The organism is Lysobacter sp. N42, from assembly GCF_004344885.1.
The window spans coordinates 92,887-112,308 of record NZ_SKFB01000002.1; the positions used below are offsets into that span (position 1 = coordinate 92,887).

17 protein-coding genes are annotated in these 19,422 nt (G+C 40.0%); all 17 read right to left on the reverse strand.

Annotated features, from left to right (window positions below):
- Positions 1 to 15: 15 nt before the first annotated feature.
- The 17 genes from EYQ95_RS05660 to EYQ95_RS05740 all read right to left on the reverse strand — a co-directional run bounded on the left by EYQ95_RS05660 (position 16) and on the right by EYQ95_RS05740 (position 19,421).
- Entirely contained in the window at positions 16 to 1,191 is a 1,176-nt protein-coding gene (locus EYQ95_RS05660) for a DegT/DnrJ/EryC1/StrS aminotransferase family protein (RefSeq protein WP_111914937.1), read from the reverse strand.
- A gap of 24 nt (positions 1,192 to 1,215) precedes the next feature.
- A complete protein-coding gene (locus EYQ95_RS05665; protein ID WP_111914938.1) occupies positions 1,216 to 1,857 on the reverse strand; it encodes an acetyltransferase in 642 nt (213 codons plus the stop codon).
- The gene (locus EYQ95_RS05670) at positions 1,854 to 2,447 is read right to left on the reverse strand and encodes a sugar transferase (protein WP_305764672.1); all 594 of its coding nucleotides are present in this window, start codon (positions 2,445 to 2,447) and stop codon (positions 1,854 to 1,856) included. Before EYQ95_RS05670 ends, EYQ95_RS05665 begins: the two co-directional genes overlap by 4 nt.
- Complete coding sequence (locus EYQ95_RS05675; protein ID WP_111914939.1) at positions 2,444 to 3,661, reverse strand: glycosyltransferase family 4 protein; 1,218 nt, start codon at positions 3,659 to 3,661, stop codon at positions 2,444 to 2,446. The genes EYQ95_RS05670 and EYQ95_RS05675 overlap by 4 nt, the downstream gene beginning before the upstream one ends.
- A complete protein-coding gene (locus tag EYQ95_RS05680; RefSeq protein ID WP_111914940.1) occupies positions 3,658 to 5,532 on the reverse strand; it encodes a heparinase II/III family protein in 1,875 nt (624 codons plus the stop codon). Before EYQ95_RS05680 ends, EYQ95_RS05675 begins: the two co-directional genes overlap by 4 nt.
- A 3-nt stretch (positions 5,533 to 5,535) precedes the next feature.
- Positions 5,536 to 7,419, reverse strand: a complete 1,884-nt coding sequence (gene asnB / locus EYQ95_RS05685; protein ID WP_111914941.1) for an asparagine synthase (glutamine-hydrolyzing) — start codon at positions 7,417 to 7,419, stop codon at positions 5,536 to 5,538.
- Positions 7,419 to 8,519, reverse strand: coding sequence for a hypothetical protein (locus tag EYQ95_RS05690; RefSeq protein WP_126266342.1), 1,101 nt, complete (start codon positions 8,517 to 8,519; stop codon positions 7,419 to 7,421). Before EYQ95_RS05690 ends, asnB begins: the two co-directional genes overlap by 1 nt.
- 23 nt (positions 8,520 to 8,542) lie before the next feature.
- Positions 8,543 to 10,252 carry a hypothetical protein gene (locus EYQ95_RS05695; RefSeq protein ID WP_111914943.1) on the reverse strand — a complete coding sequence of 570 codons (1,710 nt, stop codon included), beginning with the start codon at positions 10,250 to 10,252 and terminating at the stop codon, positions 8,543 to 8,545.
- Positions 10,215 to 11,420 (reverse strand): hypothetical protein, encoded by a 1,206-nt coding sequence (locus EYQ95_RS05700; protein ID WP_111914944.1) that lies wholly within the window; start codon positions 11,418 to 11,420, stop codon positions 10,215 to 10,217. Before EYQ95_RS05700 ends, EYQ95_RS05695 begins: the two co-directional genes overlap by 38 nt.
- A 631-nt stretch (positions 11,421 to 12,051) precedes the next feature.
- A complete protein-coding gene (locus EYQ95_RS05705) occupies positions 12,052 to 12,738 on the reverse strand; it encodes a cytidylyltransferase domain-containing protein (protein WP_111915647.1) in 687 nt (228 codons plus the stop codon).
- 56 nt (positions 12,739 to 12,794) lie between these two features.
- Positions 12,795 to 13,847 carry a nucleotidyltransferase family protein gene (locus EYQ95_RS05710; RefSeq protein ID WP_111914945.1) on the reverse strand — a complete coding sequence of 351 codons (1,053 nt, stop codon included), beginning with the start codon at positions 13,845 to 13,847 and terminating at the stop codon, positions 12,795 to 12,797.
- 12 nt (positions 13,848 to 13,859) lie between these two features.
- Positions 13,860 to 14,492 (reverse strand): acetyltransferase, encoded by a 633-nt coding sequence (locus tag EYQ95_RS05715; protein WP_207801089.1) that lies wholly within the window; start codon positions 14,490 to 14,492, stop codon positions 13,860 to 13,862.
- A complete protein-coding gene (gene neuB / locus EYQ95_RS05720; RefSeq protein ID WP_111914946.1) occupies positions 14,485 to 15,561 on the reverse strand; it encodes an N-acetylneuraminate synthase in 1,077 nt (358 codons plus the stop codon). The genes EYQ95_RS05715 and neuB overlap by 8 nt, the downstream gene beginning before the upstream one ends.
- Positions 15,558 to 16,226, reverse strand: a complete 669-nt coding sequence (locus EYQ95_RS05725; RefSeq protein ID WP_111914947.1) for a PIG-L deacetylase family protein — start codon at positions 16,224 to 16,226, stop codon at positions 15,558 to 15,560. Before EYQ95_RS05725 ends, neuB begins: the two co-directional genes overlap by 4 nt.
- Positions 16,223 to 17,116 carry a formyltransferase family protein gene (locus EYQ95_RS05730; RefSeq protein WP_111914948.1) on the reverse strand — a complete coding sequence of 298 codons (894 nt, stop codon included), beginning with the start codon at positions 17,114 to 17,116 and terminating at the stop codon, positions 16,223 to 16,225. Before EYQ95_RS05730 ends, EYQ95_RS05725 begins: the two co-directional genes overlap by 4 nt.
- Positions 17,113 to 18,279: a UDP-N-acetylglucosamine 2-epimerase gene (neuC, locus tag EYQ95_RS05735; protein WP_111914949.1), complete on the reverse strand. Its 1,167-nt coding sequence runs from the start codon at positions 18,277 to 18,279 to the stop codon at positions 17,113 to 17,115. The genes EYQ95_RS05730 and neuC overlap by 4 nt, the downstream gene beginning before the upstream one ends.
- A complete protein-coding gene (locus EYQ95_RS05740; RefSeq protein WP_111914950.1) occupies positions 18,276 to 19,421 on the reverse strand; it encodes a LegC family aminotransferase in 1,146 nt (381 codons plus the stop codon). The genes neuC and EYQ95_RS05740 overlap by 4 nt, the downstream gene beginning before the upstream one ends.
- Position 19,422 lies beyond the last annotated feature (1 nt).

Consider the following 19,422-nt stretch of genomic DNA (forward strand, 5'->3'; position numbering starts at 1 on the left):
GTTGTGTTAAACAATTTAACGTTGAGCTAATGACAGAACTTCTGCCAAAGTATTACAAGCTTTTTTCATTTCACTTTGCGTTAAAGTTGGGTGAACTAACATCATAACACTTGTTTCTCCCAGCTCCCGAGCATTCTTTAATCTTTCAGCGGGCCGATAGCCTGTATCGTCGAACGCCTTTTCTAAATACACTTCAGAACAGCTTCCTTGGAAACATGGCACGCCACGCTGAACTATTTCTTCAACAATTCGATCTCTGAACCATCCGTCAGCTAGCATCTCAGGTTTAATAAAAAAGTAATGTTTGTACTCCGCATGTTCAATAAAGTCCTGAACTTTTACTCGTCTTACCAAATCAAATTCGGCTAACTTGCTTTCTAGTTGCTTGGCGTTCGCTTGTCTTTGCTGCGTCCACTCGGCCATTCGTCTCAATTGAATACGGCCGATAGCAGCTTGCATTTCTGTCATGCGCCAATTAGTTCCGAAGCTCTCATGCAACCAACGAAATCCCGGGGGGTGCTCTTTTTCGTACACAGCTGAGTAACTTTTGCCATGATCTTTGTACGACCACATTTTTCGCCAAAGCTCTTCGTCGTTAGTTGTTACCATGCCACCTTCACCACCGGTGGTCATAATTTTATCTTGGCAGAAACTCCAGGCGCCCACATGTCCAATAGAGCCGACCGAGCGACCTTTATACTTTGCACCATGAGCTTGGGCACAATCCTCTATCACATAAAAACCGTGTTTTTCCGATAACTCCATGATCGGATCCATATCCGCAGGCATCCCTGCGAGGTGGACGACAATGACAGCTTTGGTTTTTTTTGTAATACATTTTTCGATAGTATGCGCTTCAATATTCTGTGAATTTAAGTCAACGTCTGCAAATACTGGTGTAGCGCCTGCTGTGACTACTGAAGAGACAGAAGCCAAAAACGTGCGTGGGGTAACAATCACTTCATCACCCTCAGAAACTTGAAGAGCCCTCAGCGCAAGATCTAAAGCAAGTGTCCCGTTGCCCAGAGCAACAGCATGCTTAGCGCCCGACCAAAGAGCAAACTCTTTCTCAAATTCTCTACATTCCTGTCCCGTCCAGTAATTGACTCTGTTAGACAAAAGTACACGCTTTACAGCATCCCCTTCTTCTTCGGAAAAACTTGGCCACGGTGAAAATGAAGTATTTAACATTGCTTCCTACTATAAAGATTAAATCTATCGAGCTTTGACCATACGAGCAGGAGAACCCACTAAAGTGGTATTCTCTTCTACACATTTGATAGCAGTTGAGCCTGCGCCTATTACTGCGTTTCTTCCTACACTTGTACATTGTATAACGACAGAACTAGCACCAATCCATGCGCCCTCGCCAATTGCCACACCGCCACATAAAGTCGCGTTAGGGCTTAGGTGCGCGCCAGTACCGATTTGGCAATCATGCTCTACAACAGCACAAGAGTTCACAATGCATGCGTCGCCCACTGTTGTTCCGGGGTTTATGATAGCCCCTGCCATCACCACTGTACCCTGTCCCAGCACAACTTTTTTAGATACAACGGCGCGAGGATGCATAAGAACCGGCATAGACACATCGTGGTTTTTAAAAGTTCTATAGAACTTAATTCTGGTAGAGTTATCACCAATCCCTAACGCGACCTCCATACTTGAGGGGTCTTCCTTAAGTAAGTCAATTAAATTTGCGGATGTACCTGAAACTTTGTATTCGAAATTAAAATCTGGACTTCCAAATTTATCGTCGTAAAAGAGGATGTCACTCCAATTACCAAGAATTTCTGCAATATCCGCTATAACTCTGCCATGACCACTTGCTCCAACGATTGCCAATTTTTTAGTCACTTTTTAGACCCTTTAAACTTGGGCATAGTCGCCTCACCTTCGGCGGAAACCCCCTCTCTCAAAAAGACCTTTTTTAAAGTTAGAAACAAAATTTTGATATCAAGCCAAAAACTTTGGTTTTCTACGTACCAAATATCCAACTCGAATTTTTCTTCCCAACTTAAGGTGTTTCTACCGTTGACTTGCGCCCAGCCTGTTATACCCGGTCTAACCTCATGACGACTATATTGCTCCGGCGTATATAAAGGCAAATATTCAACTAATAAAGGCCTTGGTCCCACTAAACTCATGTCTCCCTTGAGAACATTTATAAGCCCCGGAAGTTCATCTAAGCTCGTCGACCTTAGTAAGTTACCAAAACCGGTCAGTCGTTGCTTATCTGGTAAAGGAACACCCGCTTTATCATTGGCATCAAGCATAGAACGGAACTTCAGCATTCTGAAGAGCTCACCATTCAAACCTGGGCGGGTTTGTTTGAAAAGTACTGGTGAACCCAATTTTAACCGAATAAGTAACGCGACTAATAGTATGACCGGTGCTAGAAGTATCAGAGCTATGACCGCGATGATTATATCGAAAGCTCTTTTCACTTTTTTACTCCTAATACCCAGCTCACCCACTCATCTGCCAATATTTCACGATTAAACTGAGTTTTCGCGAGGTGCTTGGCGCGTCCTCCCATTTCCTTTAAAAGCAATCGGTCATTTGCTGCAACTTCCAGACTATCTGCAAAAGCTGACGGATTGCCCGGTTCAACAGTAAAACCGCATTGCTCATTTTTAATATATGCAGCCAACCAACCCGGATAGTTATTTAAAACCGGGACCCCGGACGCAATATAATCGAAGAATTTATTTGGTGAGGTTCCGTCATAAAATGCGGGCACATTAGCTAGTAGCTGCATTCCCAAGTCTGTACTTGCCATTAAACCTGCTAACTTTTTCTTGGGCACGGAGTTATGAAAGATCACATTATCAAGTTCCAGCCGCTTAGCCCTTTTCTGTAACGCAGACTTTAATTTTCCCTGACCTATTAAAACGAGCTTGATATCATTACGTTCGCGCTTTTTTAACTCAGCTGCTGCGTCTATTGCAGCATCTAGCCCATTGGCGATACCATGCGTTCCTGCAAATACCGCCATTAAATCGTCGCTTCGAACTCCCTTTGGTCTCCATGATTGCCCATAATCTTCAAAGATCGACAAATCGCAGCCATTTGGAATAGTACTAATTTTAATCTCGCTTACGCCACGCTTGGCGATACCATTGGCGATACCGGGAGCGAGGGCAATACAACGATGCGCGGAGCGATAAGACAACCACTCTAAACACGACATCGCAAACAGCACCACTGGGTTTGTAATGACCCCCATGGCTTTCGGTAACTCAGGCCACAAATCACGCACTTCAAACACAAATGGTTTACCGCGAAGCCAACGAGCAAAAACACCGGGTATACCAGCCGTTAAAGGTGTAGAAGTAGCGAATAACACGTCATAGTCGTGTCTTAATGCTATACCTATACTCTTCATAGCAAACTTAAAAAAAAGAGCCGCCCGCTTTACGAAACCATCACTATTTGCATATGCTAAGTCAAATTCTATAACGTCAATACCGTCAACTTTGCCCGAACGTTTGCCACCGACAAAGTCCGAACTCAGGCCTGTCTGACCTCCTGAGTAACTACCACAAACCATAGTCACTTGATGGCCTCTATCAATTAACCGCCTTGCCATCTGGTAAGAGCGAATACCCGCAGCCCCCTTCGGGGTAGAAAAATGTTGGTGGAAATATAAAACTCTCATAACTCAAACACTACCTTTGTCCGAACAAACCCTTGTTCTCTAATTTCCACTTCAATCACGATTATGTTGTCAATCTGGAAGTAATAACGAGATTCTAAATCTTCCAGAAGAGAAATTCTGGTTATTTCAACATTAGAGGTAAATATAAATTTGAATTTATCATTTTTAACAATATTTTCTCTTAAACTCCAATTACCCATAGGTAGTCTAAAGCGTAATACAGCTCTGGACGAGAAACCGCTTAGATGATCTGATATAACTAGGTGACTTTCATTAAATTCTACGCACCGATGGTGCTTACAGCCGAACCTATCGAGGTAACTGACAGAAAATGTCTCAAATCCATTGCTAGTAGAAACTACCTTTTTCTCGCCACACCTTAGCCAGTTCCCTAATAAAAACTTGCTAATTCTGGGCATTTGATCATGATAATCGAACTGTGCAGTGTTGTGAGACTCAACGCTTCCAAGTTTTCGTCCTAAATCTCCTTTGGCATTATAACTAAAAGTCCCCCCGTCTCTCAGCAGATTCTCTCCATTAACCCAGAAGTCTAGGTGAAGCGCGTCACATTGGGCAGGTCTGTATTCATAAACAGGGTACTTCAAGAAACATGTAGCTATTTTTGAGTCTTTTAATTCCTTTCGAGCTACAAACAATCCGCTAGCAGGTAAATCTCCAGCATACTGTGAAAATCTGCATTCCGATGACAACCTATTTTTTATTTTGAATAGTTCGAGTAGAATTTCACCTTCAATAGCCGATGGAAAGAGATTCTCCTTAAGAAAAAGTATTCCAGCCAATCGTATAGATGGCCTGAAGTCTCTATACTCTAACTGTTCAATAACAAAAGGGTTTGATCCATCATTTGCACCAAGATTAGGAGCATCCCCGCTTTCTTTGTCAACAACGCACGCTAACCATCTGGTTGCGACTTTACATTTTTCCTGATAACCGAGAGAAAAAGAATTTAAGCTAAAATGTTTCCTCCATATTTCAACCAGAGACAGTGTATTTAAAACAACTCGATGATAAGTAACAGAGTACATGGCAAAGCCACCGTCAGAAAGTACTAATCTGTTTATTCTTTCCTCAAGTATCTTTCTTCCTTTCTCTTGAAGTCTACAACCCTCAATTTTTACTTTGCGATTCTGCCCGAATTGCCTCAACCAAACTCCACCGATAAATAGAGCAGCAGCTTCGGTCACGGCATGATTATTGTCTTGGCTAATCGAATAGAGGATAGTAGGCCTTACTCTTCTGCAGTGGGTTAAGACGAACTCCTCTACTTCTTCTATATCGAAAAAAGAATGCGTTAACGCTGTAACCCCAGTTAAATAATTCAGGAGTCTTATGGAAACTTCTTGCCCACAAACCCAATTTAACCCAGCATTTACCGGGTTGTTTTTTGTCCAATCGGATAACCAGTTTTGCATTGTCCGCAAATACTTCAAATCCCCTGTCATTAAGTAAGCAGAGGACAAGGTTGGCACCCAAGAAAACCTAGAGATATCCCAGACTAGTTTAACATCTTCAAGCTCACTGAGATTAACGTCCGACCAATGTCTCTCATAGTTTTTTCCGTTTACAGCGAGCTCAACGGACTCCTTTTTTACTCTAATTTTTCTCCAGCCAAATTGTCTAAAAAAACCATTAGTCAGCTCTTCTGCGACTTCAATTACCTTAGAATTACTTGGAATAGAGCGAGGGCAACCGGATATAGCTTCTATTTTTAAGCTTGTTCTTAAACTTGTTTCCCTCATTGGAGTGAGCAGCTTAAACACTCCTAATTTGAGTAAAGCTCTGTATAAAACAAAACGAACAACACTCACAACTCCGATTAGGCGAACAACCCTAAGCTTTTGCAAAAACATTATCTAAACGACCTTTATAGATTCTTCATTCATTTGCAACCATAGCTCTAATGCAAAAGGAGCAAAGACATCCCTGTACCAAACAGTACCTTTCTCGGCCTTTTGACTACAAAAGGACTCATAGGCATTAAGTAATTCGTTCCTATTGACTAGTTTTAACTTAAATATAAGGGCGCTTTCAGAGAAAGTATCAAGAACAGTTGAGCGTAACTCTTCTTTTAGCCAACGCTCCTGTGGGCTAACAAACCCCTGTTTGTCTTTACGCCACGCGATTGCCGAAGGCAACATTGATTGAAAAGTGCGTCTCAGTATGTATTTTGTCCATCCATCCCGAATCTTCTTGGATATCTCCATGGAAACGAATACCTCAACGAGTCTATAGTCGAGAAAAGGCAAACGAATTTCTCTTGAAAATGCCATCGACATTCGATCTTCATAATGAGTCAAAAAAGGCACTGAGAATTTCTTAATGTCTTCAACTTGCCTTTTATTCACACTTTGATCCGCCTTAAGGCTTAAATCTACCGCTTTATAATTCTCTAATAGAGCTGTTCCTAGAAGACTACGCTCCTTCTTTCTAAAAAAGCTCGGAAGATAACGTTTACTCTCAAGGAAATTGAATTGATTTATAATACTTTTATTCCTCAAGAAAGATAAAAGTACACGGGCAGCTTTAATGTAGTGCCTTTCTCTAATCAAAAATTGAAAATAAAACGCTAAATACTTCTTGTATCCGCACAGGATTTCGTCCGCTCCTTGACCACTGAGGATTACTTTAATACCAAGTTCATTAGCCTTCTCCATCATTAGATAATGAGCGACGTTCGAAAATGAGCCAAGTGGCGAATCATTATGCCAGGTGACTTTTTTTATCAACTCTAGTTTGTCGTATTTTTCCCAGTCCAATTCTACTTTATGAACATCGGTATTAAGATAGCTCGCCATTTTATCTATAAAATACGACTCATCTTGCAAACTACTAGGAGAAACCACTGACAGAATGTTAAGCTTTTGGCTACTATCAGGCCCTAGTTCTTCTTTCATGGCAGATGCTATCAGTGATGAATCAATTCCTCCTGACAGTGTAACTCCCACGGGCACGTCACTTCTCATCCTCAGTCTTACTGAGTCCAGAAAGAGACTACGTATTTCTGACTCTGATATATTAGAGCCTCTTTCGCAGGCTTCATCCAATTCCCAATAGCTCTTTACATTTAAGTTAAATTTTCCATCGCTCAAGTCCACTTCAATGTAGCTTCCTGCGGGTACAGCTATAATTTCTTTGAAAAAACTATTATTGTTAGTATCTTGAAGAGATTGAGACAAATATTCACCGATTGCTTGGTAATTTAAAGTGAATTTTTTCTTAACAGAACTGGTGATGGCTTTCACCTCTGATGAGAAATATAAGTTGTTTGTACTCTCATCATAGAAGTAATATAGAGGCTTTATTCCCATCCTATCTCTTGCAAGATATAGCTTCTTGTTTTCAAGATCATAATAAGCAAATGCCCACATACCATTAAACATACTTAAGGCTGCGGTAATTCCCCACTTTCCTATAGCTTCTAAAATTATCTCTGTATCAGTTTGAGTTTTAGCTTTAAACGAATCCAGACTTGACGCTATCTCTTTATAATTATAAACCTCACCATTGTATGCAATGCAACCATCCTTCTTGGCGTTGTACATTGGCTGATTTCCATCCTTAGATAGATCGAGAATTGACAGCCTCTGGTGATTTAATCCTAAAAAATTTGTGTTTGCTGAGAACACCACACTCCCTTGGCTATCCGGTCCTCTATGCAATTGAGCTCTCTCTGATGCTGAAAGAAACTCTCTAACTCGCTCTTCAGAATTAGCTATTACTCCCGCAATACCGCACATTAATAAACACCCCTATTAACTTTATATGAAACTAAACCACCTATTAAAACTGGAATAATCGGTAGAACAAAAATTGCGTATGAAAAAAATGACTGAAAAATAAAAATGAGAGTAGAAACGTATAAAATTTTTCGATGTTTATTCGCTGCCTTTCTAACCCCTGTAATGGCTTTAAATATATAAAGATAGAAAAAGACCGTAAAAAACACACCATATTTCGACAACAAAGCTAAGGGTGTGAAGTGAGAGTTTGCTACTTTGAGAGTTTCTCCTTGAGGATCTCGCAGCTCATATACATAACCATTTCCCTTTCCGAAGATATAATCTAAAAAACTCATTTCGCCCATGATTGCATTAATTTCATCGAACCTGCCTGAACTTAATCTCGAATAGTCGCCCTCAACAACTAAGTCGACTGAGTTAGTGATCCGTTTAACCGAGATGTTGTCTGGGTTAGTTAAAGCGAATGTCAAACCCAAGCTAAAAACGATTGGTAAGGAAAGAAATAAAAGTGCCCGCTGACGCCCTTTTAAGAGGTTCATCGATAATAGAACCGAAGTCAAAATAGCGACAAGCTGAGCACGCTTACCATAAAAAATTACCAACCCAAGTATTAAAATGAAAAGAGCTGGGTTTCGAAATAAGAAAAAAGCGGCACCAACCTCTAGAGGCGCTAAAATAGATATTCTAGTGCCTCCGAATAGATTAAATATGATATACACTAGCGGAGCTAAAAAAAGAGCGCCTATTACGGTAATTCTTGTATAATCTATTAAGAATTTGCTGATATTGTTTGTGTAGAAGTAGTGCCGAAATATTACAATTTTTAAAAAAAACAGCAAGGGTAATAAAAAGTCTGTTAATTGGCGTCGAGATATATCATTGAATAAAAGCCCTATGATCAGGGGGGGGATTAAGAGTAAAACCGCAATGTATACAGTCTTTACCGAAACTCTTTTTAAATAAAGTAAAACTAGAACAATATCTAGCAACAAGCTAGCCATTAAAAAATATGAAAGAAAAGCCAGGCCATCTACTATCCTAAAGGCTGAGAGTGGGATTCCAATTACGGAAAGGAAAGGAACTAACGCCAGATACAACCTGAAATATAGCCTCCTAACCATTAAAAGCTTTTCTCTATCAATTCAAACGCATACGTTTTATCAATCGGCTTTTCAATCTCTTTAAGAAACCTTATATAGTCTTTCACGAAACTAGTATACCTATTTAATATATGCTCCTCTAAGGCGTTAATAGACCGGAGATCACCTGTGTACCCTTTGGGTAGAAAATCTGCTTCGATAATCCGTGAGTAACCTGTACTCCTAATAAACACGATCGGCAACCTAGCCAACCAGCAATCAATGGCAATCGATGACCATCGTGTAATTGCTAAGTCAAAATCTTTGAGGTCAATACATTCGCTTGTAATTATGGCTTTATTAAAAGACATGTAACATTCAGAGGATTGCCTTGGGTGAACTTTAATGATAAGCGCGATTCCTTTTGATTCACAAATATTTTGTAGAGAATTCAATAAAGATTTCTCAACGTCCTGCTCCATAGGTTGAGTAAAGTAAACGATACGGTGCACTTTATCATTAAATTCAATTTTCTTTGAGACGTTCAAATGTTTAGGGGTTTCTAAATAACGCAACTTACTAGAAAACCTTTGGTTAAATGTACTCACGCCCTCATACGATATCTTATCCGTAAGCAGAAAATTCTTCCCTACCACAAAGTCAGGCTCTGGCTTTCCAAGCATCAAAGTGGTCTGTATTTGGGTTATATTACGCTCTCCTAATGCTTTTTTGACATAATGCGCATGCGGTGTAAGCATATCAAAAGAGACCATTTTCATTCCTCTACATAACGAAAGCGACTTATAAAGCAATTCCATATCAACCGCCCGCACAATTATTTCTTTAGCGCCATAATACATAGGAAACTTTAATGATCCATTCATAACAGATATATGCGTGTTATCTTTGACGCCATTTGGTCTAAACAATGATAGCAAGCCTTTTATATATTCTGATGCCAAGTCATACATACTCAATTGATTGTTTAAATTCACATGCATCAGTTCCTGCTCTCGCAAATTATTCGAACAACTTGAACGACTCCCAATTTGTTCATAAGACAAAAACTCAAAGCTTTCTGGCCTGAGAGTTGAGATTTTTTGGGCAAATTGAACTTGTATTTTATTTCTTACCAGCAAACCTATTTTATTTTTATCAGGCAGATCCAAACCGAACTTATTAGTACCGGAGCTCCTATACAATTTTCTAACCACGCCCTTAAAGAAACCATATCCGAGTAGTGATAAATTTCTTATATAGAAGGAAAGGAACGGCATAAATGAAGATTTCTTTGTGAATGTAACTACAGCCTTGATATTTTTGGATTTAAAGTAATTTAGTAAAATGACGGGTAAGTAATAATTACTCTTGTAGAAAAATTTACGATTAACTTCCCCCTCCGCTTCGTATGTAAATATAAGTTGATGAAAGTATATTTCCCCAAAGTCAATAAAATCAGGTTCAAACTTTTCAATAGCTAACTCAATCGCACTTAGCCATTTAAAGAGGGGTTCGGCTACTGATGTGTAAAATTGATTCTTTGATGCAAAAAGCTTTGACTGTATTTCTTTGTCCTGATGTTTAACCCAATTAGAAAAGTGAGTATCAAAATCCACCACCAACTCCTCGGAAACGCTTATTGAGCTGACATCTACACAACTTTCCCTTTGATACATTCCTACAGCCAGGTTTGTATTTTTAATGTACTTTTTCTTAAAGTCTATATATAAAACTTTCTTTTCTAAACTCAAAATAAGCTACCGACGCGGTTAATGTTGATATAGCAAAACAAAATGTAATGGGAAGCCAAAAATATGAACTACTCAAATCCTTATTGAATATAATACCAATACAAGTAAGTACAATGAAAGTTGTCAATGACCAACCTATTATTTTAGATCTGGATGAAATCGCAACAAAAAAAGTCATGAGAACAGAATAAGAGAATATAGATATTTTTAACAGTGATACGGCCAAGGCTACACTCCAAACACCTTGAAAGGTTGAAAATAATCGCCCTTCTAGAGAACCGGTCACCCAATTTAAAGGCCAATAGACGAAAAGAGGGCTGCAAGATAATAAAATAACTATACACAGATATTTGCTTCTAAACGCTTTACTCTCTCTAACCTTCTGTAGAATAAAAGGATAAAAGTAAAAGAATACAGTTGTAAGCAGTAAGTAGCCAAACATGGATATGGTATCAGCTAGTTGGTAAACACCCAAGATTTCTTCCGAAACCCGCCAAGACTGTATCACCAAACGGTCCATAACAAGTATCAAGGAGATAATGAGTCCATTTAGGGTCATCAATACAGCAGAAATTAGATACGCCATAAATAATTTTAAATGTAGCTTTTTGAAAAGTTGCTTCAGCGAAGATATAAAAAATGAGAAATCGAAATAAACGTAAATAAGCAGCATGACTGCTTTTGCTACAAGTAAGCTGACGAGATATGATTCTATGTCAGTAACAAACAGGTATATTAGCAAAAGCAAAGTAAATGAGGTAAGTACATGCGCTAAGTTTACTGGTAACAACCTATATTCAACCCGAAGCTTGGCAGATAAGTAGCTGGCGAAAAAAGTGAGGATACTAACTAAGGTGACTTTCAAGATGTAACTACTTTCTATTACTATTAACGCGAGAAGCCATGTTCCAACTGAACCAAAAACTAAAAGTTTAACAGAAGCACTCATCAAACTAGCTTGTGTTTTAGGTGATTTCTTTCTGGACCAGTACTTCAAAATTAACTGTGGAGCCCCGAAAACAGTATAATTTGAATAGGTTATAAATATTATTACTGGCATTAATTGACCTAACTGAGCAGGCCCCAAAGTTTCAGCAAGGATTAAATTAGATAATCCTAAAATTATTATTTCCAAATACTTAAAGATTGAAAATAAGAAGACATTCAAAATACACTACCTTTACGCTGGAAAAATAAAACACACGGATTACTTATGAACTTTTAAAAGTAAGAATGCTCGAATTCGTTAGCAGTAGATCGCTTAGTTTAGCTCGTGATAGTTAACCGTTGGCATCCACTCGGATTCTAAACCTCTAAATTCATGCCCGATAGAATTTAGTCTCAAAAGTTGCCTTTTCGATTCTCACTTTTATAAGCTAATAAAACCAAACTTCCAGTTGCAAGGGATTTTCCTCTGATACGAAGCAGGCATTGTCATGCGTCTAACTAATTTAGTCGCGAACGCTGATCATAGTCGTTATTGACGCCAACAATTAATGCTGACAACAACCTGTTGTGTTAGGCCTCTGAACTTTACGTTCAATTACGCGGCACTTCTCATGCTCTTTAATAGCATGAGATTTTTATGCGCAGCTATAAGATTGCTCCTATACAGAGCTCGCCGCCCAAGTTAGACGTTTTCACTTTACACCCGATATTATTTTATTGTCATTGAACACTTGTGCTTTAGAGGTAATACCTGCAACCTGAAGTGGTGTTCGACTTTCGTCTACCGCAACAGGCATGCAGATACATGTTAGATACACTGAAAACTAGCCGTATTCAAATAGAAAACAGCTTTACCCAGATATAAAATACTCAGCTAACGCCCAGTCCTCTGCTGTGTCGATATCAATCGCCTCAGAACTTCTCAACTGAAAAAATGGAATGCTACTTTCAGTCACAAACGCGCGGTCTCTTTTTAAACTCTCTGGCGCTAAAATATATATTGATCCGTTTAACTCCCAGGCTTGGTTATAGTCCTGTGACCGTTTATTTATGTGCTCCCACCCCATCAGGGGAACCATAGTATCTTCTTCACAATAAAAACACCAAGATGGGTTGCTTGCAGCTTTACTGACACTGATTACCGATTTTTTACCTTTATGTTTAGCAAAAAGATTTACAGCAGCACAGATAGAATGTGGCGTTCTGAAAGGTGACGTTGGTTGTAGTAGCATTACACCATCTACCGTTCCATTTATAGACTCATAATATTTAACTGCATGTAACACCACATCAACACTTGTCGCTGTGTCTGATGCTAGATTAGCAGGCCTCAAGAAAGGTACCGAGGCTCCTGCTTTCTTAGCGATATCTGCAATTCCCTCATCATCAGTTGAAACAATAATAGATTCGCAGCATTTGCTCTCTAGCGCAGCATCTATAGTCCAGTTGATAAGAGGTTTGCCAGCCAATACTTTTGTATTCTTACCTGGTAAACGCTTTGAACCAGCTCTCGCAGGTATGATTGCAATAATCTTCATGTTAAATGAGTTCCAAAAGCCAGCGATTTGATTTTTTGCTAACAAAAATTACGCTTTCAAAGATCTAAACTCAAGATATCGATTTGCGCACGTTTATAATCTTCTACACGACCAATATCCAACCAATATTCATGAATCGGAAACATTAATACCTTGTCATTTCTCTTTATAGCTTGTTCAAGCAAAGTTGGCATATCAAGTCGCTGATTTTCCTTTACAGATTTTCTCAACTTTGGACTGACAACATAGATTCCTGCATTTACAAAGTGGCGCTGGATCGGCTTCTCAATCATTGACGTAACCTGATTACCCTCTCCACTAATAACACCAAAAGGCACTTGATATTCATACTCTCGAACACACATTGTCGCGCAGGAATTATGGCTATTATGAAATTCTAGTAATTTCTCAAAATCGACGTTTGTTAAGACGTCTCCGTTCATGAGAATCATTGGCAAATCGACTATATCGTCTGGAAGTAAGCCTAACGCCCCGCCGGTACCAAGAGGTTCGTCTTCATGCACATAGGTTATGTTGATACGCCATTTACTGCCATCCTGAAAGTACTCTCTTATTTTTTCTGGCATATAGTGGGTTGAAATATAGAAATTAATAAAACCAGCTTTAATAAAGCTTTCTAATACAATTTCAAGTATAGGCTTTTCACCGACTTTGAGCAGGGGCTTCGGGCAGTTGTCTGTTAAAGGCCTCAACCTTGTGCCAAAACCACCAGCCATCAAGAAAACAGGATTTTGATAATGCGTTTGAAGATTTCTATGTTGCCATGTCTCAAGACCTATAACTCTACCTCGTTCAACAATAGGAATCGCGAGAATGCTGTGCTCTTGCATCATCTTCACAGTTTCTCTACGGCTTGTACCAGGAGCAACGGTTAAGGGCTTTCTGTGCATTACTGTTGATACTTGCTCTTCCAAGGACAAATTCTTTAGTATACCGCGCCTAATATCTCCATCAGTAATCACACCGAGAAGGTTTAAATTATCGTCTGTCACCAGCACTAAACGTAAGGCCTCTGAATCCATAACATCCATAGCTTCACGCACTGTAGCCTCAGGTGCTACCAAAATATTTTTCCAGTTATAACTCATAACAATATTGCCTCAACAAATAAATGGCTTAGCAACATAATGCTTTGAATTATCGGATAAGTCCGAAACAACAGTTGACCCGGCTCCGACCATAACGTTCTCACCAATTAATGTTGATTGAATAACACTTGCTCCAGTTCCTATGTGTACGTTATTTCCAGATACTACACCACCACATAATACAGCACCCGGAGCTATATGGTTGTACCTACCAATCATACAATCATGTTCGATGATCGCTCCGGAATTAACAATCGTACCTTCACCAATAAGACTATGAGCATTTACAATTGCACCGTGTATGACTTGCGCCCCCTCTTCAAGACGAGCAAATTCAGATACCATTGCTTTAGGAGATACAACCGTTAGAAACCGATAGCCATGCTGACGAAAGTGCTGCTGTATTTTTTTTCTCAACGAATTACCTGGCATCGAACCAATAGCATTAACAAGGTAGATTTGTTCTTTATCAAAACCAAGCACTGCATCATCCGATTCGTAGCAAGGGATACCTTCAAATACTGTTTTTGCTTCAGGTTTATCTCTTGCAACTACACCCAAAATAGTCTTATCAAGCTGTCGAAGGATATCTATCAATACGGTAGCATGCCCCCCTGCTCCAAGCACTAATACAGGTTTACTCACTAATCAACTCCCCAGACTTATAATCGGTTGAAGCTTGCTTTTCCTGAATTGTCCAGTAGTCATATGGGCTCATACCGTTACCTGGCCTTTTTATCAAGATATTTTGTGCAGAGAATAATTCACCAGCACGTATATCCTGACTCGCGACAATACTTTTTCTTACGGAGTTCATATTGATGATTTCTGAAGGCCTTGGTCCTTTGATACCATCACCTAAAGCTAGCTCTACAGCCCGAACACCTTGCACCATCGACTTGAGTTCTTCAGGGTCAAGTGACGCTCTATGGTCTGGTCCTTCTAGATTCTTATCCACGGTGAAGTGCTTTTCAATTAATCTAGCTCCTCGAGCCACTGCAGCTAGGGGAACAACGATACCTTCACTATGATCAGAGTAACCAACCGTCAAACCAAAAGCGGCGCCGATAGTATCCATCCCCCGAAGATTAATATCATTCAATGGTGCTGGATATTCTGAGGTACAATGTAATATGGTAACTTTTTGTCTAAGTGCTGCTTTACCCTCATCGGAAAAATAAGCTGCTCGAAAAGCATCTATTGATGGGTTAGTGTCCCTCTTGGCTGTGTAGCCGAAAGCTATAACCCCAAGCACGGCTTCAATGTCAGCCAAAGTAGCCATACCAGTTGAAACAATTAAATCGCAACCTGTTCTCGCGTGTTCCAAAACTAGTGGAGCGTTAGTGATTTCACCTGAAGGTATTTTTAAGCGTTTAAGGCCCAGTACATCTACCAAAAAAGAAAGGCTCTCACTGTCAAATGCAGTAGATAGGAATTCAATACCCAATTCATTACAATATTTGATCAACTTATGATGAGCATCGTAACTCAATTCTAATCGCTTGAGCATTTCGAGCTGGGACTCTTTCTTACCTGTATTCGCGGTTTGATAACTGGCCTGAGAGGCTTGTGCGGTAGCTATATTAGCAGCTTTAAATGTTTGAAACTTAACTATGTCAGCGCCCGCCTCAAAAGCTTTATCAACGAGCCTAAACGCAAGATCCTCTTGGCCGTTATGGTTTACTCCCGCTTCAGCGATTATTAATGTTTTCATATAATTTCCTTAATCAGCATGAAAGCTTCCGCCGCAAGGCTATTCGATTGCGCACCTCGCACGCGAGCAAGAGATTCTAAGGCAATCAAACTTCTTGGAAACGGAAAATCCGCTATCTCCGATTCAAAAATTGTAAGAATCTCAAGTTTCTTGTTGATATGCTCACTAATATCGACAAACACATTCGGTTTAAATCCACCATCTTCTGGTTTCATACCAAAATCTGTTTCCGAGATTGTTTCATAAGCTAATATCCGTTTCACAAAAGGATATCGGAATGACTTCGTTGCCGACATCACCGCATCGTATACGATTTCATGATCACTATGGGCATCATTTCGATATGCGGTCAACACCTGTTCGGGCTCTAGTTCCTTTATTATATTTGAGATTGAGGTAATTAGGTGCCCCATAGTCACTTTATCTAGCCCTGCAGGTTCATATCCTAGCTCATGCACTGATGAAAAGGGATACTGCACCGATATCTTATTAATTTCATCTCTTCGGGTCTTCACCCTATCCTTCGAAAATCCAAACTCTTCTTTTACCTGAGTGACTATAAGCCAATGCAATTCATACCCCATAGAGGCATACTTAAGCAATGTGCCTCCGCAGCCAAGTGTTTCATCATCGGCATGAGGAGCAACGACCAATAATTTTTTCATAAATATTCTCCAACTTTCGGCACTGGAGAGGCTTCATTAACTCTTATCCAAATACTGGATTCACCACCACATTTTATAAGGATTCTATCGCTATTATGTTCTACCACCTTACCGGGCTCTATGTTTCTTGGCGCAGGCTTATTCTCCAACCAACTTTTTGAAACTTTTACGTAGGTCTCTTTAAAAATAAATTCTGCATTCGGGTAAGGTGCTGCTAACGCTCTTATCAGATCGTGAATTGCTTTAGCTGGCATCCGCCAGTCAATAATTCCATCTGTCCTTGAACGCTTACGCCAATAGTTTGCAACCGATGAATCTTGCTTTATTACAGAGAACTGAGAAGTGTTCAGATATTCCTCTGTAAGTTCTGCTATCTGTCGTTGCGAGATGTTAAGAATTTTTTTATACAGGCTTCCAGCGCAGTCCTTATCTTCTATTACTATATTTCTTTGATTAATAATAGGCCCCGAGTCAGCACCTTCATCCATAAGAAAAAAAGTCGACGCGGTTTCTTTAAGCCCAAGAGCTAATGCCCATATTATCGGGTGGCGACCACGATTCCTTGGGAGTTTCGCTGGATGAAAGCCGATAACGCCATCCTTAGGAAGATTCAATATAGAAGACCTTAAGATTTCACTCCACCCAATACAATAAATCAAATCAAGTTCAAATCGCTTCAAAAAGGTCTCCGGAGATTGATCGCTTTCATCAACACAAATAAAAGGGATATTGTTTGACCGGCAAATAGGAGTCAAATCTTTGAAATCTGCATTAAATGAGGAGTTACTTCTTGTTACGACAGCAACAACTTCAATACCGTCCATCGCCATTAATGTAGAAAGTGCCAGCCAACTAGATTCAACACAGCCTATGAAACCAACCTGTTTCATGCATCATTCCCCAAATCATAGAATTTCTTTTGAAGAATCCCATCGAGATTCTCATTCGCAAGCACATGGACAATAGAACTCGAACTCCCTCCCCCCCCATAAGGGTTGCTTTGTAACTTACACTCCTCAATAAACTCCTTTGAAAGTGCAAGTTTTATAGCTGTAGAAATTGACTCTCTATCTTCTTCACATTTGATCACAGTTTTACCAGCAATCCGACCTGCTTGCCTTTCCCCTATATCAACCGTGGGGACGTTAAAAGTGGGAGCCTCAATTAATCCGCTAGATGAATTTCCAATTACTGCACTACATCCTTTCAACAAGCTCAAATATCTCAGTTGCCCAAGCGACCGCGCTAAATAGACTCTATCGGAGTTCTCATCCCGAAACCTCTCAAGCATGGAAATAATGCGGCGACCATTTGGATCAGCGTTCGGGTATGAAATCACACATTTATAATCGGGGAATAGTGTCAAGCATTCCAATAAATTAGCAAGAGCTTGGGACTCTCCGTCATCGGCTAGAGTTACCGGATGGTAGGTAACCATAAAGTAGTCTTTTGTCAAGTCAAAATCTAATGAACTGGATAAGTCATCAACATCCAAAAGGTTCATCTTGACAATGTTATCGATTCCAGGTGCACCGACATTAAATACTCGCCTAGGTTGTTCCCCTAGTTGAATTATTCGCTTTCGATAAGTTTCAGTTGCTGCAAAGTGAAGATGTGCCATTTTAGTCAAAGAATGACGAACAGCTTCATCAATAAGCCCTTCAGTGGTTTCACCACCATGAATATGTGCTATTGGAATACGAGACAGCATAGCCGCCTGAGCTACAGCTAAGGCTTCAAATCTATCACCTAAAACAACGAGTACATCCGGCTTGTGCCGTTCGAGTACTTCGCTCGCGTTAATAGTTGCCAGAGCCATGGACTTAGCCACACCTACTGGAGTGTCAGACGATAACAAAAAATTCAGTTCTTCGGTTATACTAAAACCATCCAGTCTGATTTGGTCGATTGTATATCCAAACTCTTGAGACAGATGCATACCCCCTACATACAGTTGAAGTTCTAACGAAATAGATTCTTGTATCTCTCTCATGATCCAGTATAACAGGCCATATTCAGCTCTGGTTCCTGTAAAAACAGCTATTTTTCTCATACAAACCCTCTAGGTGAGCTTGGCAAATTCACTAGTCTCTGTTCAAAATATAGCGAGTTAATCAGGTCGTCAGTATGCGCACTAGCGAACATAGGAAGTCGATGCATGAGCTTCCATATTGGACGAGTCATTACCCCTTGTTCGTTGGTATTGAGAAGTAAATTATCACGTTCTTCTTCACTCTCACAAACTATGGCATTCAGCCAATAATTTGAAACTCCATAACTTGGCTCTTCAACGAAGTGGTAATTCCCGTCTGCAAAGAACTCTTTATAATGTTGAGCAAGTGCTCTTTTTTCAGCCAAAAATAACTCTAATCTCTCCATCTGCGCGCACCCTAGTGCCGCATTCAAATTAGGCAACCTATAATTAAATCCAGGTTCGTCATGGAGGAACTCGTATGGATGCGGAACCTTAGCAGTAGTCGTCACATGTTTTGTTCTTTTTCCTTGCTCCAAGTCCTTACAAAGAACCATACCCCCGCCACCGGTAGTAATAATCTTGTTACCATTGAATGACAATGCACCGAAATCTCCAATCGTCCCCGTGTGCTTTCCTTTATAGAAAGAGCCCAGACTCTCTGCTGCATCTTCCACTAATGTGATATTCCATTTATCACAGACTACTACAAGCTCATCTAACTCTGCCGGGTGACCAAAGGTGTGCATTGGAACAACAGCGCTTATTCGTCTGCGATCAGACTTGAAAAAACAACCATCTTCATCGCGAATAGCATTCTCTGTTAAAAACTCATCCAGAGCTTTTGGACATAGTGACAAGCTTACTTTAGAAACATCCACAAAAATCGGTTCCGCACCCATATGATGAAGCGCATTGCATGTAGCGACAAACGTGAGTGCTTGTGTAATAACATAATCCCCAGACTTAACACCCGCCATATATAGGGATGTATGCAATGCTGCGGTTCCGTTAACTATAGCGACTGCTTTTGGTGAGCCCGTAAAAGATTCAATCTTTCTTTCGAAGTCATCGACATACTTACCAACGCTAGAAACAAAAGTACTTTCAATCGTGTCACTCACATACCTCATTTCATTTCCAGCAAACGTGGGCGCATGAAGAGGAATGAACTCTTTTGTTTTGTATAAATCGCGTATGAATTCTATCAATCGTTCCGTCATG

Bases quoted from the DNA above. Each gene is read 5' to 3' on its own strand.
- EYQ95_RS05660 (WP_111914937.1), bottom strand. From the start codon at position 1,191: ATGTTAAATACTTCATTTTCACCGTGGCCAAGTTTTTCCGAAGAAGAA.
- EYQ95_RS05675 (WP_111914939.1), bottom strand. From the start codon at position 3,661: ATGAGAGTTTTATATTTCCACCAACATTTTTCTACCCCGAAGGGGGCT.
- EYQ95_RS05680 (WP_111914940.1), bottom strand. From the start codon at position 5,532: ATGTTTTTGCAAAAGCTTAGGGTTGTTCGCCTAATCGGAGTTGTGAGT.
- asnB (WP_111914941.1), bottom strand. From the start codon at position 7,419: ATGTGCGGTATTGCGGGAGTAATAGCTAATTCTGAAGAGCGAGTTAGA.
- EYQ95_RS05705 (WP_111915647.1), bottom strand. From the start codon at position 12,738: ATGAAGATTATTGCAATCATACCTGCGAGAGCTGGTTCAAAGCGTTTA.
- EYQ95_RS05710 (WP_111914945.1), bottom strand. From the start codon at position 13,847: ATGAGTTATAACTGGAAAAATATTTTGGTAGCACCTGAGGCTACAGTG.
- neuB (WP_111914946.1), bottom strand. From the start codon at position 15,561: ATGAAAACATTAATAATCGCTGAAGCGGGAGTAAACCATAACGGCCAA.
- EYQ95_RS05725 (WP_111914947.1), bottom strand. From the start codon at position 16,226: ATGAAAAAATTATTGGTCGTTGCTCCTCATGCCGATGATGAAACACTT.
- EYQ95_RS05730 (WP_111914948.1), bottom strand. From the start codon at position 17,116: ATGAAACAGGTTGGTTTCATAGGCTGTGTTGAATCTAGTTGGCTGGCA.
- neuC (WP_111914949.1), bottom strand. From the start codon at position 18,279: ATGAGAAAAATAGCTGTTTTTACAGGAACCAGAGCTGAATATGGCCTG.
- EYQ95_RS05740 (WP_111914950.1), bottom strand. From the start codon at position 19,421: ATGACGGAACGATTGATAGAATTCATACGCGATTTATACAAAACAAAA.